The organism is Streptomyces sp. NPDC004266, assembly GCF_042874095.1.
In the GTDB taxonomy this organism is placed as follows: Bacteria; Actinomycetota; Actinomycetes; order Streptomycetales; family Streptomycetaceae; genus Streptomyces.
Genome location: NZ_JBIAMM010000003.1, coordinates 366,679 through 382,425, shown reverse-complemented (window position 1 = coordinate 382,425; position 15,747 = coordinate 366,679). Strand labels below are relative to the sequence as shown.

The following is a 15,747-nucleotide window of genomic DNA, read 5'->3' as shown; positions in this document are numbered from 1 at the left end:
CCAAGGAGGCGACGCACTTTGAGTACGGGACCCGGAGCAGACTCCGCACCCGTCCATAAACCCACCCTCGACACCCGCGGGCGGGGAGGAACCTTCTCCTCGCTCGGGATCCGGAACTACCGGCTGTTCTTCACCGGAGCGATCGTCTCCAACACCGGTACGTGGATGGCCCGGATCACCCAGGACTGGCTGGTCCTGAGCCTCACCGGCTCGGCCGCCGCCGTCGGCGTCACGACGGCCCTCCAGTTCCTGCCGATGCTGCTCTTCGGGCTGTACGGCGGTGTCATCGCCGACCGCTACCCGAAACGGCGCCTGCTCCTCGTCAGCCAGGCCGCCCTCGGGCTCTGCGGCCTCGCGCTCGCCGTCCTCACCCTCTCGGGCCACATCCAGGTCTGGCACGTCTACCTGATCGCCTTCCTCCTCGGCATGGTGACGGTCGTCGACAACCCGGCCCGGCAGACCTTCGTCTCCGAGATGGTCGGCCCCGGACAGCTCCGCAACGCCGTCTCCCTGAACTCGGCGAACTTCCAGTCCGCCCGGCTCGTCGGCCCCGCCGTCGCCGGTGCCCTCATCGCCGGCGTCGGCAGCGGATGGGCCTTCCTGCTCAACGGCCTCTCCTTCCTCGCCCCGCTCGCGAGCCTCCTGCTCATGCGGACGAGCGAGCTCCACAAGGTGGAGCGCGCCCCGCGCGGCAAGGGGCAGCTGCGCGAGGGGCTGCGGTACGTGGCGGGGCGGCCCGATCTGATCTGGCCGATCGTCCTCGTCGGCTTCATCGGGACCTTCGGCTTCAACTTCCCGATCTGGCTCACCGCCTTCTCCGGCGACGTCTTCCACGTCGGCGCCGGCGCGTACGGCTTCCTCAACACCCTGATGGCGGCCGGCTCCCTCGTGGGCGCCCTCGCCGCGGCCCGCCGCGGCTCGACCCGCCTGCGGATGCTGGTCATCGCGGCGGGGGTCTTCGGCGTCCTGGAGGTCGCGGCGGCCCTGTCGCCCGCCTTCTGGCTGTTCGCGCTGCTGCTCGTGCCGATCGGCCTGCTCGGCCTCACGGTGAACATCACCGCGAACTCGGCCGTCCAGATGGCCACCGACCCCGCCATGCGGGGACGGGTCATGAGCCTCTACATGATGGTCTTCGCCGGCGGGACGCCGATCGGGGCCCCGCTGCTCGGCTGGGTCACCGACACGTACGGCGCCCGCGTCGGCTTCGCCACGGGCGGTCTGATCTCGCTCGCCGCGGCGGTCCTCGTGGGGCTGGTCCTGGCCCGGGTCGGCGGCCTCAAGGTCGCCATGGGCTGGCACCGGGGCCACCCGCAGGTGCGGTTCGTGTCGCGGGAGCGGCTGGCGACGGCGGCGTAGGCCCCGGACGGACGGGGGTCCCGGCGCGGGCACGGCGCGCGCCGGGGCCGGGGCCTCCCGCCGTCGTCAGACCCGCCGTTCCAGCACCTGGCCCGGCCAGTCGCCGACCTCGAACGCGGTGGTGCGGGTGAAGCCCTGCCCCTCGTAGTACTCGATCAGGCGGCCCTCGCCGCCCGCGAAGCAGTCCACGCGCAGGAGCGAGACTCCCTGCCGGAGGGTCTCCGCCTCCGCGTGCCTCAGGAGGGCCGCTCCCACCCCGTGGCCGTGGAAGCGGGCGTCCGTCGCCAGCAGGCGGACGTACACCTCCGGCTCGTCGGCCGGCTCGATGTACTGGCCGGGGTGCGGCGTCAGCGTCATCGTGCCCGCCGGGACGCCGTCGATCTCCACGAGCCACGGGTCGCCCTCGGACATCGTCCGCTCGACCTGCTCCACCGCCTTCGGCCGCCCGGAGAACGACTCCGTGCCCCACTGGGCGGTGATCCCCTTGCCGTTGAGCCACACCACGGCGCTGTCGAGTATCGCGAGTATCGCGGGGAGGTCCTCCGCCCCGCCCTTCCTGATGGTGATCTCCATGCGCCCGAGGCTAGAGGGTGCCCTGCCGGGGTTCCGCGAGTCGTACAACCCTTCGATCCGGTCGCGGGTCACAGGGGTGGAACACACCGGTTGGGGGAGGAAGACATCTTGCGTACCGGTCTGTACCGTCGGCGCCTGGCGATCTCGGTCGGCGTCGTGCTCACCGCCGTGACGGCCGTCTCGCCCACGGTCCCGGCCGCCGCCGCGCCCGTCACGCCCGCGGCCGCGTCCCAGGCCGTCGCGGCGGCCGTCCAGGTCCCGTTCCTGGCCTCGGGCGGCACGCTGCTCAGCGCCGGGACGACCGGCTTCCTGTCGCGGGACGACGCCGGCACGACGCGCTGGACCCGGTACGCCGACGGGGTGTCGAAGGTCATCGAGAAGAGCCAGGGCGAGCTGGTGTACGGCTCCGGTCCCGGCTCGGACATCGTCGTGGTCGCGCGCGAGGTGGCTCAGCCCGGGGGCGAGGAGATCTACACCACGACCGTGCGGATGTACGACATGGCGACGGGCGCCGCCCCCGTCACCCTCGCCCTGTCGCAGCGCCCGGAGGAGTACGTGCGCCTCGACGCCGTGGTGGGGTCGACGCTCCTGGTCAGCGGCGAGCAGTCGCTCAAACTGATCGACGTCGCCGGCGGGACGCCGACCGTCCGCACGGTGGGCGACGCCTACTACGAGCCCGAGTGGATGGCCGACACCCTGCCCGACGCGGCGGTCGCGCGGAACGACGACCGCGACGTGGTCGTCGACCTGGTCGGCGGGCGGGAGACCGGCGGGTACCAGCTCGCCCCGGAGCCCGGCTGGCCGAAGCCGTACGTGAAGAGGCACTCCTTCCTCTCTCCGACCCATGTGGGCTGGACGGAGCGGACGGACGACAAGCTGGTCCTCGCCACGGCGGTACGCGGGCGGAGCGAGGTCGTGCGCACTCCCCTCGGCCCCGACGACGGGGCGGAGATCACCGGCGGTCTCCTCGGCGACTGGTTCGCGTGGGGGGCCACCACCGGGAACGCCACTCCCTGGCACGCGTTCTCCGCCCGCTCCCTGAAGGACGGGTCGACCGTCGAGCTCCTCGACCACGCCACGCACGCCGTCAAGGGCCCCGGCGGCACCCTGCTCGTCCTCGGCGTCACCGCCGCCGACGGCGCGGGCGTCTACCGGGTGGCGGTCGGCGCGGACGGGCGGCCCGCGGCCGAGCTGATCGCCTCCACCGGCCGGCCGGACGACGGGGCGGCCCCCCTGGCGTACGTCGGAGGCGCCCCGGCCACCGTCAGGCTGGACGGCGTCCCCAGGGCCCGTCTGAGCTGGAAGTTCTCCACGGCGAAGGCGGACCTCACCGTGGAGCTGAGGAGCGGGGCGACGGAGGAGACGTTCCGCACGACCGTCAAGCCCGCGTCCGGCTCCGGGGCGTACCCCGACGGCTCCCTCGGGTTCGACTGGGCCGGCGAGGTGACGGACGGCGTCGAGCAGATGCCGAAGTCCGCCCCCAACGGCGCGTACGAGTGGAAGGTCACCGCCAGGCCCTGGAACGGGATGCCGTCGGTCACGACCTCCGGCACCTTCACCGTGGTCCGCGCCCCCGAGCCGCACGACTACGACGACAACGGGGCTCCGGACCTGGTCGTGCGGAGCAGGAGCGGCCACCTCGTGAAGGAGTTCACGCGCTGGGACGACGCGACGGGACGGCTCGTCGCCCTGCCGGACCGCTCCTCCGGCCAGCCCGGCTGGAACGTCTACGACCGGATCGAGTCCGTCGGCGACGTCGCCGGCGGGAACGCCGCCGACCTGGTCGCCCGCGACCGCGACGGGGTCCTCTGGCTCCATCGGGGCACGGGCAGCGCCTCGCGCGTCGGCTTCGAGTCCCGCGTGCGGATCGGCGGCGGCTGGAACACGTACACCCGGTTCACCGGCGGCAGCGACCTGACGGGCGACGGACGGGCGGACCTGGTCGGCGTCGACAGGGCAGGCGGCCTGTACCTCCACCAGGGGACCGGCTCCACGACGGCTCCGTTCGCCCCGCGGAAGAAGACCGGTTTCGGGTGGGGGATCTACAACCAGATCACGGCCGCGGGGAACATCGGCGGTGGTCCGGCCGGTGATCTGGTCGCCCGTGACAAGGGCGGGGTGCTGTGGCTGTACCTCGGGAGGGGTGACGGCACCTTCGCGGCCCGGACGCGGATCGGCGGCGGCTGGGGCGTGTACGCGGACGTGGTCGGCATCGGTGACGGCGACAAGGACGGCCGCCCCGACCTGTACGCCCGGACGGCGGCCGGCGCCGCGTACTTCTACGCCGGTACGGGGGACTGGAAGGTCCCGTTCAAGGGCCGGGTGACGACCCGGGCGGGTGCCGGGACGGACATCACGGGGGCGGTGTACGACCAGGTCTCCTGAGCGGACCGACGGGCCGTCTCCTGTCAGACTCTCCCCATGAGGCTCTTCGCCGCCGTCGTGCCGCCCCCGGAGCGGCTGGACGAGCTCGGACACGTCGTCGACCGGCTGCGCGGGCTGCCCGGCGCGGACGGGCTCCGCTGGACCCCGCGGCCGGGGTGGCACTTCACCCTGGCCTTCATGGGGGAGGTCGACGAGGAGCTGCTGCCCGAGCTGCGGGCGCGGCTCGCGCGGGCCGCGCACCGCACGCCGCCGTTCCCGCTGCGGCTGCACGGCGGCGGGCACTTCGGGCGGCGGGCGCTGTGGGCCGGCGCCGCCGGGGACCTGGACGAGCTGCGGCTGCTCGCCGAGCGCGCCGACGCCGCCGCCCGCCGCGCCGGGGTCCCGATGGAGGAGCACCGCCGCTACCAGGCCCATCTGACGGTCGCCCGGGCCCGTGGGGAGGGGGCGGGGCTGCGCCCCTTCCTCGACGAGCTCACCGGCTTCGAGGGCGGGCGGTGGCAGGTCGGCGAGCTGGTCCTGGTCCGGTCGAACCTGCCGGTGCGCGGGGTGCCGGGGGAGCAGCCCCGGTACGAGACGGTGGACCGCTGGCCCCTGGCCGGGGGCGGGGGCGGGGAGGGCGCGGGTTAACCTCGACGGGTGGATCCGAAGACTCGAAACCTGATCATGGCCGGTGCCCTCGTCCTGATGTTCGCGATCATCGCGGTGTCGTCGCTGGTCGGTCAGTAGCCCCCGGTGGCCGGCCCCTGCCACGCCGTGGGAAGGGCCTTGCTTCGAGTGCGCTCGAAGCAGTTGGCTTGGCGACCATGGAGTACACGCAGCTCGGACGCACCGGACTCAAGGTCAGCCGACTCGTCCTCGGGACGATGAACTTCGGACCGCAGACGGACGAAGCCACCAGTCACGCCATCATGGACGCCGCCCTCGACGCGGGGCTCAACTTCTTCGACACCGCGAACGTCTACGGGTGGGCGGAGAACAAGGGGCGGACGGAGTCGATCATCGGCTCCTGGTTCGCCAAGGGCGACGGCCGCCGTGACCGTACGGTCCTCGCCACCAAGGTGTACGGGAACATGGGCCCGGACGGCGAGGCCTGGCCCAATCACGACAAGCTGTCGGCGCTCAACATCCGCAGGGCCGTGGAGGCCAGCCTCAAGCGGCTGGGCACCGACTACATCGACGTCTACCAGTTCCACCACGTCGACCGCGCGACCCCCTTCGAGGAGATCTGGCAGGCGATCGACGTCCTCGTCCAGCAGGGCAAGGTGCTGTACGCGGGCTCCTCGAACTTCCCCGGGTACAAGATCGCCCAGGCCAACGAGGCGGCCGCCCGGCGGGGCTCGGTCGGGCTCGTCAGCGAGCAGTGCCTCTACAACCTCTTCGAGCGGCGCGCCGAGATGGAGGTGATCCCGGCCGCGCAGGAGTACGGCCTCGGGGTCATCCCCTGGTCGCCGCTGCACGGCGGTCTGCTCGGCGGGGTCCTGAGGAAGGAGACCGAGGGCAAGCGGCGCACGGAGGGGCGCGCGGCGGCCACGCTGGCCGACCCGGCGAAGCGGGCGCAGCTCCAGGCGTACGAGGACCTGCTCGACAAGCACGGCCTGCGGCCCGGCGAGGTGGCCCTGGCGTGGCTGCTGACCCGGCCCGGCGTGACCGGCCCGATCGTCGGCCCCCGCACCCCGGAGCAGCTGGCGGGCGCGCTGGCCGCGCTGGAGCTTGAGCTGGGCGAGGAGGTGCTGGCCGGGCTCGACGAGATCTTCCCGGGGCCGGGACCGTCCCCGGAGGCCTTCGCCTGGTGACCTCCTCCTTAGGGGCCCCTTAGGGCCCCCTAACGGGCCCCTAAGGGGTTCCCAGCCAGCTCGTGGCGTCCAGGCGGAACGCCGTCTCGGCGGGGACGACGTTCCGCAGGGCCGCCTCCACGTCCCGGACGCGGTCCGCGCCGAGGGCGGCGATCCACTCCGCCCGCAGGTCGTCGAAGATCGCGGCGGAGCGGGCGAGGGCGTCGTACCCGCGCGGGGTGAGCCGGACGAGTTTGCGGCGGGCGTCCTCGGGGTCGTCGGTGCGCTCGGCGTAGCCGAGGGCGAGCAGCCGGTCGACGGTCTTGCCGGCGGCCTGCTTGGAGACGCCGAGGCGCCGCCCGATGTCGCTGGCGGTGGCGCCGTGGACCCCGACGGCCTGCATGGCGAAGCCGTGGGCGGGGCGCATGTCGGGGTGGCCCTCGTCGGCGAGGCGGGCGTGGAGCCGGTCGATGAGGGTGCGGAAGCCGCCGAAGAGGAGCAGGGGCAGCTCGTACCCGGGAGTGTCGTGCACGGGAACTCCCTTGCCCTTATCGACAACCTGGTTTACGTTTTCTCCAGCGACATGGTCAACCATGTTGTCCATTCTAGTCTGGGGGAACCGCCTTGTCCGCACCGCTCGACATGTCCGCCCGCACCGCCGCCGCCGTCGCCCTCCTCAAGGAGACCTCCCCGGAGACCCTCGACGGCTTCCTCAAGCTCAGCGCGATCTTCGAGTCCACCACCCTCGACCCGCACTCCCGCGAGACCGTCATCCTGACCGTCGCCGAACGCAACCAGTGCCACCTCTGCGTCGACATGCACGAGGCGAAGGCGGCCGCCCTCGGACCGGCCCCCGACGCCGAACGCCTCGCCGCCGTCCGGACCTTCACCCTCCGGGTCCTCGCCTCCTCCGGCGCGGTGAGCGACGAGGACCTCGCCGCCTTCGAGAAGGCCGGCTACACCCGCCGCAACGCCCTGGAGGTCGTCCTCGGCATCGGCACGTACACGGTGTCGACCTTCGCCAACCGCCTCACCCGCGCCGCCTGACCCCTCAGGAGCCGTACGGGCCGCCCAGGCCCCACGCCTGGTGCATCGCGTCGGCGAACGCCGCCGCCAGCTTGCGCTCGCCGCTCGGGCCCGGGTGGGTGCCGTCATACGTGTCGGCCCCGAGGTCGTACGACTCCGGAACCGTCGCGAGCAGCAGCGGCGAGGCGGCCGTGTCCAGATCGGCGACCGCCTTGGCGAGGAGCTCGTTGAAGCGGGCGCACTCGGCGGCGAACGGCGCGTCGTACCCGGCGCGGACGTTGGGGATGACCGGCAGGAGGACGGCCCGGACACGCGGGTTCGCGGCCCGCGCCGCCGCCACGAACGCCCGGACGTTCTCCTCCGTCTGGTCGCTGTTCGTGTAGAAGCCCAGGTCGATCAGGCCCAGGGAGATCAGCAGCACGTCCGCCCCCGTGGCCGCGACCGTCTCGCCGATCACGGGCGCCATGTGCAGCCAGCCCTCGCCCCAGCCCGCTAGATGACGCCGGGCCCCGGCGGGGAACGCGGGATCGGGGTACGCCGCCGACGACGGGGCGTCGGCGGCGGGGTCGTACAGACCGGAGCGCGGACCGACGATCTCGTACCCGCCCGGGAGCGTCGCCTCCAGGTGCTCCCACATGCGGTAACGCCAGGTCCAGTCGCCGGCGCGTCCGATGGTCATGCTGTCGCCGACGAACAGAAAACGCATGTTCATATCATCGCGGACCGTGTCCCGGACCTGCGACGTGATCCGGGACACGGACGCACGTCAGCGCTTCAGGAACCCGTCCACCGTCCCCGCGACCCACTCCGCGTCGTCGTGCCACGGGAAGTGCCCCGCCCCCGCCAGGACCGCGAGCTCCGCCTCCGGGAACAGCTCCGCGTACGCCGTGGCCGTCGGCACCGGCGTGTTCGCGTCGCCCTCCCCGGCGACGACGAGCACCGGACGGCCGAACTCCGCGAACACCGCGCGCGTGGCCCCCGGTTCGAAGGCGCCCTCGCTCGCGTAGGCCCCCGCGGCCTCCCCGTTCCGCCGCCGGTGGCTCTCGGCGTGCCGCTCCCGCGCCGCCTCGTCCCAGGTGCCGTGGAAGAACGGCGCCACCGCCTGGAAGGTCTCCGCCGAGCCGCGCCCCGCCGCCAGCTCCTCCAGGGCCGCGTACGCGGCACCGAACCACGGCTTCCCCTCGCGCCACGGCCGCCGTGCCGCCGCGAGCCGCTCCTCCCCGCTCGTGTCGAGCCCGACGGCCGCCGTGCCCGGCGTGAGGAGGACGAGCCGGGCCACCCGCTCCGGGTGCCGGGCCGTGTACAGCGCGGCCAGGTTCGCGCCCGCCGAGTGGCCGAGGAGGTCGATCGTGTCGAGCCCGAGGTGCGCGCGCAGCGCCTCGACGTCCGCGACCTGCCGGTCGCAGCGGTACGAGGCCGGGTCCTCCGGCACCGCCGAGGCGCCGGTGCCCCGCAGGTCGAGCCGGATCAGGGTGCGGTGGGCGTCGAGCCCGCCGAGGCCGCCGAGGTAGGCGGAGTCCTGCATGGGACCGCCGGGCAGACAGACCAGCGGGGCACCGGAACCGGACGCGTGGTACGCGAGCAGGGTGCCGTCGGGAGCGGGGAAGGTAGGCATGGGCGCGACCATGACAGGGGCTCCGACGCTGGTCAATCCGGTTTCCGTGCCGTCATGGCACGCTTGATCCCATGCGATCTGCTCTGTGCGCCCTCGGCGCGGCCGCCGCCCTCGCGCTGCTCCCGGCCGGCCATGCCCGTGCCCAAGGGCAGGAACCCGACCGGGACTTCACGATCGAGGACGCCCGGATCACCGAGTCCAGCGGCCTCGCCGCGAGCCGGGCACACCCCGGGATCTACTGGACGCACAACGACCAGGACGCGCCCCTGATCTACGGCATCGACTCCCGTACGGGGAAGACCGTCGCGACCCTCACCATGGCGGGCGTCGGCACCCCCCGCGACATGGAGGCGATCGCCGTCGGCCCGGACGGCGACATCTACGTCGGCGACATCGGCGACAACCTCGACGGCTCCTGGGACCACGTCTGGATCTACCGCTTCCCCGAGCCGAAGACCCTGAGGGACCAGACCGTCCGGGCGAGGCAGTACGTCGTGAAGTACGCCGACGGGCCCCGCAACGCCGAGGCCCTGATGGTCCATCCGAAGACCGGCCGGGTGTACATCGCTAGCAAGAACGAGGACGGCGGCGGCCTGTACGCGGGCCCCGAGCGGCTCTCCCCGTCCGGCACGAACGTCTTCCGGCGCGTCGGCGAGGTGCCCTGGGTGACGGACGGCGCCTTCTCCCCGGACGGCGACCGGCTCGTCCTGCGCGGCTACTTCATGGCGAAGGAGTACGCCTGGAAGGACGGCCGCCTCGGCGACGGGGGCACGGCGATCGGCGCCCCCTTCCAGGGCCAGGCCGAGTCGGTGACGTACACCCCGGACGGCTCGGCCTTCATGTTCGGTTCCGAGGGCCGGGGCAGCCGGGTGGTGCGCGTCGAGCGGGAGGGGGCGCCGGAGCCCTCGGACCCGCCGGCCTCCCGGACGCCGGGGGCGGCGAACTCCCCGACGGGGCAGGACCGGAGCGGCCGGGGCGACCAGGGGAGCGCCACCACCGGCTTCCTCGTCCTCGCGGGCGCCACCGTCCTCGTCCTCGGCGTCAAGCGCCTGCTCCGCAAGGGGTAGCCGAGGAGACGCCGAAGGGCCCGGCGCCGGGTGCGTCCCGCGCCGGGCCCTCCATGTGACCAGGGGTCAGAGCTTCTCGATGACGTAGTCGATGCAGGCGGTCAGGGCCCGCACGTCCGCCGGGTCGATCGCCGGGAACATCGCGATCCGCAGCTGGTTGCGGCCCAGCTTGCGGTACGGCTCGGTGTCCACGATGCCGTTGGCGCGCAGCACCTTCGCGACCGCCGCCGCGTCGATCTCGTCCGCGAAGTCGATCGTGCCGATGACCTGCGAGCGCTTCGCCGGGTCGGTGACGAACGGCGTCGCGTGCTTCGACTCCTCGGCCCAGGTGTACAGGGCGTCCGAGGACTCCTTCGTACGGGCCACCGCCCAGTCCAGACCGCCCTGGCCGTTGATCCACTTCAGCTGCTCGTTGAGCAGGAAGAGGGTCGACAGCGCCGGGGTGTTGTACGTCTGGTTCTTCAGCGAGTTGTCGATCGCCGTCGGCAGGGAGAAGAACTCGGGGACGTGCCGGCCCGAGCCGTGGACCTTCCGCGCCCGCTCCAGGGCGGCCGGGGAGAAGGCCGCGAGCCACAGGCCGCCCTCGGCGGCGAAGGACTTCTGCGGGGCGAAGTAGTAGACGTCCGTCTCGGTGATGTCGACCGGGAGGCCGCCCGCGCCCGAGGTCGCGTCGACCAGGACGAGCGCGCCCTCGTCGGCGCCGGCGACCCGCTCGATCGGGGCGGCGACACCGGTGGAGGTCTCGTTGTGCGTGTACGCGTAGACGTCGACGCCCGCCTCGGCCACCGGCTCCGGGTGGGTGCCCGGGTCGGAGGAGATCACGGTCGGCTCGGCAAGCCAGGGAGCCAGCTTGGCGGCCTTCGCGAACTTGGAGGAGAACTCGCCGAAGGTGAGGTGCTGCGACTTGTTCTCGATGAGGCCGTGGGTCGCGACGTCCCAGAAGGCGGTGGAGCCGCCGTTGCCCAGGATCACCTCGTAGCCCTCGGGCAGCGAGAAGAGGTCGGAGATGCCGGCACGCACCTCGCCGACCAGGTTCTTGACCGGAGCCTGGCGGTGGGACGTGCCGAGGAGGGAGGTGCCGGTGGCGGCCAGGGCGTCCAGCGCCTCCGTACGCACCTTGGAGGGGCCCGCGCCGAAACGGCCGTCGGCGGGCTTGATGTCAGCGGGAATCTGGATCTCAGCCACGAGGCGGAGAGTATCGGGTCGCGGAGGCGCCGGTCGTCGGATGTCCGCCCGATGAGACGAGGAGTGGGACATCCTGGCGTTGTGGGAAGACACGAGGAAGACCCGTCCGGACTCGCCGCCGACCTGCGTACCGCCGTCGCCGGAGAGGTCGACTTCTCCGTCGCCGCCCGGGCCCTCGCGACGATGGACGCCTCCAACTACCGCCGCGTTCCTGCCGGTACGGTCGCTCCGCGCGACGCAGCCGACGTCGTGGCCGCCCTGGAGGCGTGCCGCGCGCACGGCGTCACGCCGGTCGTCGCACGGGGTGCCGGGACCTCGATCGGAGGCCAGGCGACCGGCACCGGCGTCGTGCTCGACCTCACACGGCACATGGGCGGGATCGTCTCGCTGGACCCCCAGGAACGGACGGCCGTCGTCCGGCCGGGGCTCGTCCTCGACCGGCTGCGGGCCGCGGCCCGCCCGTACGGGCTGACCTTCGGCCCCGACCCGTCCACGCACAGCCGCTGCACCCTCGGCGGCATGATCGGCAACAACGCGTGCGGGGCGCACTCGGTCGCCTGGGGGACCACGGCGGACAACGTGCGCTCGCTCGAAGTGGTGACGTACCGGGGTGAGAAGTTGACGTTGGGGAGGGGTGGGCGGGGCGCGCCCGACGGACTCCTCGACCTCGTCGACCGCCACCTCGCCCTCCTCCGGACCGGCTACCCGGCCGGTCTGCCGCGCCGGATCTCCGGCTACGCCCTCGACGCGCTGCTCCCCGAGCGGGGCGTGGACGTGGCCCGCTCCTTCTGCGGCAGCGAGGGCACGCTCGGGGTGGTGACGGAGGCGACGGTGGCACTGGTCCCGCTGCCCGCCGAGCCGGTCCTCGTCGTCCTCGGGTACGCCGACGAGAGCGCGGCGGCGGACGCGGCCGCCGGGCTGCTCCGGCACGGCCCCCTGACCGTGGAGGGCATGGCGGCCGATCTCGTACGAGGGGCCACCGGGCTTCCCGAGGGCGGGGCGTGGCTGTTCTGCGAGGTGGACGGGGAGGCGGCGGCGCGATCGCTGGTCCGGGCGGCGGACGCCGTCGACGCGGCCGTGGTGCGGGAGGCGGCCGGGCAGCGGGCGCTGTGGCGGATCCGGGAGGACGCGGCGGGGACGGCGACCCGGATGCCGGGGGGCGGGGACGCCTGGCCGGGCTGGGAGGACTGCGCGGTGCCGCCGGCGCGGCTCGGCGCGTACCTCCGCGAGTTCCGCGCCCTGCTGGCCGACTTCGGGCTCCGGGGAGTCCCGTACGGGCACTTCGGGGACGGGTGCGTGCACGTGCGGATCGACTTCGACCTGTGGACGGGGAAGGGCGTACGGGACTTCCGCCGGTTCTCGGAGGCGGTCGCCGACCTCGTGGTCGCCCACGGCGGCTCGCTCTCCGGCGAGCACGGCGACGGGCAGGCGCGGGCCGAACTGCTGCCCAGGATGTACGGCGAGGAACTGGTCGGCCTCTTCGGCGCGGTCAAGGACGTGTGGGACCCGGACGGGGGCCTCAACCCGGGGACGCTGGTGCGGCCCCGCCGGCTCGACGAGGGGCTGCGCTTCGAGGGGCTGCCGGTGGTGGGCGTGGGCCGGGCCGCCGCCCGGTGCGTCGGAGTGGCCAAGTGCCGGGTGGACGGGCCGAGCACGGGACCGGGCGTGATGTGCCCCTCGTACCGGGCGACGGGGGAGGAGCGGCACTCCACCCGGGGCCGGGCGCGGCTCCTGCACGAGATGGCGCTCGGCGAGGTGATCACCGACGGCTGGCGCTCGGAGGAGGTGAGGGAGGCCCTCGACCTGTGCCTGTCCTGCAAGGGCTGCCGCAGCGACTGCCCGGTGGGCGTCGACATGGCCGCGTACAAGGCGGAGTTCCTCGACCGGCACTACGCGGGCCCCGTCGGGCTGCTGCGCCGGCCGCGCTCGCACTGGACGATGGGCCGTCTGCCGGGGTGGCTGGCGCACTTCGGGAGGGGGCTGAACGCGGCGATGGCGCTGCCGTTCGCGGCGCGGCTCGCGGGGGTGACGCCGGAGCGGACGATGCCGAGGGTGGCGGAGCGGTCCTTCGCGTACTGGTTCGCCCAGCGCGCCTCGACCCGCCCGCCGTCCCTCACCCTGTGGCCGGACACCTTCACGAACCACCTGGCGCCCCGGGTCGGCGAGGCCGCCGTCCGCGTCCTGGAGGACGCGGGCCTCGGCGTGGACCTGCCGCCGGGCCGGGTCTGCTGCGGGCTGACGTACGTGTCGACGGGGCAGCTGGGTGCGGCGCGGAAGGTGATGCGGCGGACGCTCGACGTGATGGGGGAGGCGACGGGGGCCGACGGGGCCGGTGGTCCCGCCCGCCCCGTCGTCGTCCTCGAACCCTCCTGCGCGGCGACCCTCCGCACCGACCTGCCGGAACTGCTGCCGGACGACCCCCGCGCGGCGCGGCTCGCGGGGGCGGTCCGCACCTTCGCGGAGGCCCTGGAGGAACTGGCCCCCGACTGGGCCCCGCCCCGCCTCGACCGGCCGGTCACCGGCCAGACCCACTGCCACCAGCACGCCGTCCTGGGCGACGCGGCGGACCGCCGCCTGCGGGAGCGGGCGGGCCTGACGGGCGACCTCGCGGGCGGCTGCTGCGGCCTGGCGGGGAACTTCGGCTTCGAACCGGGCCACTACGAGGTGTCGGTCGCGTGCGCGCAGGACCAGCTCCTGCCGGCCCTGCGCGCCGCCGAAGGCGCCACGGTCCTGGCGGACGGCTTCTCGTGCAGGACCCAGATCGGCGACCTGACGCACGCGCGGGGACGCCATCTGGCGGAGGTGCTGGCGGAGGGGCTGGACGAGGAGGGGGCTCCTGACCGGGCCGGGCAGGGCAGGGCCTGACCGGCCCGGGCCGGGCCGGTCCGCCTTCGGCGGTGCTGCCGGGTGGGGGCGTGTCCGAGCGGTCTAGGGTGCGGGAATGAGCACTTCCGCACCCGCCCCCACCACCTGCTCCTGCTGCGGTGACGCCCTCGTCGACGAGCGGCGGATCGACATCCGCTTCGGGCTGCCGGACGTCGCCTTCGAGCTGCCCGAGGAGGCGCGGCGGTCTCCCGGGCCGAGCGCGCTCCTCGCCCTCGACGGAGCCGGGTTCTTCGTGCGGTGCCTGCTGCCGGTGCGGCTGACCGGGGACACCGAGCTCGTCCTCGGGGCGTGGGTGGAGATCGACGAGGCGACCTTCCTGCGCGCCGCCGACATCTGGGACGACGAGGTCGCCTATCCGGAGCTCGTCGTGCGCGGCCGGCTCGCGAACGCCGTGCGTCCGTGGGGCGAGGAGGTCCTCGGGGCGGAGTTCACCGGGCGGATCTCCGACCCGGAGGAGCTGCCGTACCTGGTGGAGGGGCACGGGCCGGAGGCCGTGCGCCTCCTGGGCGAGACCTGGGACCGGGACCACGTCCTCGCCCGCTTCCCGCATCCCCTGCCCGTCGCCGTGCGGACCGATCTCGACGAGGGATGGTCGGTGGAGCGCACCGCCGGCTTCTCCGCGCGGTTCGAGAACGGCGCCGACCAGTTCGCGGCGCGGGACCGCAGCGTGGCCGTGGGGCTCTTCCAGGACACCGAACCGGGGCGTGCCGCCGAGGACTTCCTCGCCGCGCTCCTCGAGCGCGCCCCCGAGGTGCCGGAGGGGCAGCACCACACCGAGCGTCTGCCGGACGGCGGGATCCGGTACGCCTTCTGGTCCGCGCCCCGGGACACGGGGCGGACGCGCCACGAGCTCACGGCGTACGCGGTGGAGCCGGACGGTTCGGCGGCCGGGCTGTTCTGCTCGTACGAGGAGCCGGAGCAGCACCCCTGGGCCCTGCACGTCTGGCGTTCCCTGCGGCGGGACGCCGCGGCGGTCACCTCCCGCTGACGATCTCGCGGGCCATCGTCACCAGCGCCTCCGTCGCCGGGTGCGGGAAGGCGTCCCGCCAGGCGAGGAGCACCGGCAGCGGGGGTGCGTCGGGGAGCGGGCGGTAGGTGACGCCCGGGTGGGGGTGGAGGGCCGCCGTGGAGACGGAGGAGACGCCGATGCCCCGGCCGGCGGCGATCGCCGTGAGCCAGTCGTCGGTGTTGGCGACCGTGAGGGTGGCCGTCGGGCGGGCGGCGGGGGGCCAGAGCGCGAGGGTGGTCGTGCCCGAGACGGTGTTGAGGACGACCGTCTCGCCCGCGAGGTCGTCGAGGGCGAGACGGGGGCGGTCCGCGAGCGGGCTGTCGGCGGGCAGCGCGGCCACCCGCTCCTCGCTCGTGAGCTCCGCCGTGACCAGGCCGGGCGCCTCCACGGCCCCGCGCAGCAGCGCCGCGTCGACCTCGCCGCGGGCGAGGCCGGCGGTGCGGTCGTCGACGCGGAGGAGTTCGAGCGGGGTCTCGGGGTGGGCGCGCTGCCAGCGCCGGAGCAGGGGAGTGGTGTACGGGCCGAAGGCCGACCAGGCGTGCCCGAGGCGCAGCGGGCGGTGGCGCAGTCGCGCGGGGTCGACGGCGGCCTCGAAGGCGGCGAGGGCGGCGGCCGCCCGGTCCTGGAACGCGCGGCCCTCGGCGGTGAGCGCGAGGTGGTGCGTGGAGCGGTCGACGAGCCGGGCGCCGAGGTGCCGCTCCAGGGCGGCGAGCGTGCGGGAGACGGCGGGCTGGGTGAGGTGGAGTCGGGCGGCCGCCCTGGTGAGGCTGGATTCCTCGGCGATGGCGAGGAAGCAGCGGAGGTGGCGCAGCTCGATGCTCATGCGTCCGGAGCATAACCGCAGCGCAATCGGCATTTCCGGTGCGGCGCACG

The 15,747-nt window shown here is 74.0% G+C and carries 14 protein-coding genes; 8 read left to right on the top strand and 6 right to left on the bottom strand.

Annotated features, from left to right (window positions below):
- Nucleotides 1-18 precede the first annotated feature (18 nt).
- A complete protein-coding gene (locus ACFYUZ_RS09765; protein ID WP_389307356.1) occupies nucleotides 19-1,356 on the top strand; it encodes an MFS transporter in 1,338 nt (445 codons plus the stop codon).
- Between the two features lie 66 nt (nucleotides 1,357-1,422).
- Here ACFYUZ_RS09765 and ACFYUZ_RS09760 read toward each other — a convergent pair whose 3' ends face one another.
- Nucleotides 1,423-1,929, bottom strand: coding sequence for a GNAT family N-acetyltransferase (locus ACFYUZ_RS09760; RefSeq protein WP_389307355.1), 507 nt, complete (start codon nucleotides 1,927-1,929; stop codon nucleotides 1,423-1,425).
- A gap of 108 nt (nucleotides 1,930-2,037) precedes the next feature.
- Here ACFYUZ_RS09760 and ACFYUZ_RS09755 point away from each other — a divergent pair, with 108 nt between their 5' ends.
- The 3 genes from ACFYUZ_RS09755 (at nucleotide 2,038) to ACFYUZ_RS09745 (ending at nucleotide 6,107) form a co-directional block, all read left to right on the top strand.
- Nucleotides 2,038-4,314, top strand: coding sequence for an FG-GAP repeat domain-containing protein (locus tag ACFYUZ_RS09755; protein WP_389307354.1), 2,277 nt, complete (start codon nucleotides 2,038-2,040; stop codon nucleotides 4,312-4,314).
- 36 nt (nucleotides 4,315-4,350) lie between these two features.
- Nucleotides 4,351-4,941, top strand: coding sequence for an RNA 2',3'-cyclic phosphodiesterase (gene thpR / locus ACFYUZ_RS09750; RefSeq protein ID WP_389307353.1), 591 nt, complete (start codon nucleotides 4,351-4,353; stop codon nucleotides 4,939-4,941).
- Between the two features lie 176 nt (nucleotides 4,942-5,117).
- A complete protein-coding gene (locus ACFYUZ_RS09745; RefSeq protein ID WP_389307352.1) occupies nucleotides 5,118-6,107 on the top strand; it encodes an aldo/keto reductase in 990 nt (329 codons plus the stop codon).
- 40 nt (nucleotides 6,108-6,147) lie between these two features.
- Here the strand turns inward: ACFYUZ_RS09745 and ACFYUZ_RS09740 are convergent, their stop codons facing one another.
- Nucleotides 6,148-6,681, bottom strand: a complete 534-nt coding sequence (locus ACFYUZ_RS09740) for a MarR family winged helix-turn-helix transcriptional regulator (protein WP_389307351.1) — start codon at nucleotides 6,679-6,681, stop codon at nucleotides 6,148-6,150.
- Between the two features lie 47 nt (nucleotides 6,682-6,728).
- Between ACFYUZ_RS09740 and ACFYUZ_RS09735 the strand changes: the two genes are divergently transcribed.
- Nucleotides 6,729-7,133, top strand: coding sequence for a carboxymuconolactone decarboxylase family protein (locus ACFYUZ_RS09735; RefSeq protein WP_389307763.1), 405 nt, complete (start codon nucleotides 6,729-6,731; stop codon nucleotides 7,131-7,133).
- Nucleotides 7,134-7,137: 4 nt separating this feature from the next.
- Here the strand turns inward: ACFYUZ_RS09735 and ACFYUZ_RS09730 are convergent, their stop codons facing one another.
- Both ACFYUZ_RS09730 and ACFYUZ_RS09725 read right to left on the bottom strand, forming a co-directional pair.
- Nucleotides 7,138-7,818, bottom strand: a complete 681-nt coding sequence (locus tag ACFYUZ_RS09730) for a GDSL-type esterase/lipase family protein (protein ID WP_389307350.1) — start codon at nucleotides 7,816-7,818, stop codon at nucleotides 7,138-7,140.
- Nucleotides 7,819-7,878: 60 nt separating this feature from the next.
- Nucleotides 7,879-8,727 (bottom strand): alpha/beta fold hydrolase, encoded by an 849-nt coding sequence (locus ACFYUZ_RS09725; RefSeq protein WP_389307348.1) that lies wholly within the window; start codon nucleotides 8,725-8,727, stop codon nucleotides 7,879-7,881.
- Between the two features lie 71 nt (nucleotides 8,728-8,798).
- Here ACFYUZ_RS09725 and ACFYUZ_RS09720 point away from each other — a divergent pair, with 71 nt between their 5' ends.
- A complete protein-coding gene (locus ACFYUZ_RS09720) occupies nucleotides 8,799-9,794 on the top strand; it encodes a WD40 repeat domain-containing protein (protein ID WP_389307347.1) in 996 nt (331 codons plus the stop codon).
- Between the two features lie 66 nt (nucleotides 9,795-9,860).
- Here ACFYUZ_RS09720 and serC read toward each other — a convergent pair whose 3' ends face one another.
- The gene (serC, locus tag ACFYUZ_RS09715) at nucleotides 9,861-10,979 is read right to left on the bottom strand and encodes a phosphoserine transaminase (protein ID WP_389307345.1); all 1,119 of its coding nucleotides are present in this window, start codon (nucleotides 10,977-10,979) and stop codon (nucleotides 9,861-9,863) included.
- 51 nt (nucleotides 10,980-11,030) lie between these two features.
- Between serC and ACFYUZ_RS09710 the strand changes: the two genes are divergently transcribed.
- Both ACFYUZ_RS09710 and ACFYUZ_RS09705 read left to right on the top strand, forming a co-directional pair.
- Nucleotides 11,031-13,844, top strand: a complete 2,814-nt coding sequence (locus ACFYUZ_RS09710) for an FAD-binding and (Fe-S)-binding domain-containing protein (protein ID WP_389307344.1) — start codon at nucleotides 11,031-11,033, stop codon at nucleotides 13,842-13,844.
- 76 nt (nucleotides 13,845-13,920) lie between these two features.
- Entirely contained in the window at nucleotides 13,921-14,853 is a 933-nt protein-coding gene (locus ACFYUZ_RS09705; RefSeq protein WP_389307343.1) for a DUF2199 domain-containing protein, read from the top strand.
- Here ACFYUZ_RS09705 and ACFYUZ_RS09700 read toward each other — a convergent pair.
- Entirely contained in the window at nucleotides 14,840-15,697 is an 858-nt protein-coding gene (locus ACFYUZ_RS09700) for a LysR family transcriptional regulator (RefSeq protein ID WP_389307342.1), read from the bottom strand. The genes ACFYUZ_RS09705 and ACFYUZ_RS09700 overlap by 14 nt on opposite strands.
- Between the last annotated feature and the right edge of the window lie 50 nt (nucleotides 15,698-15,747).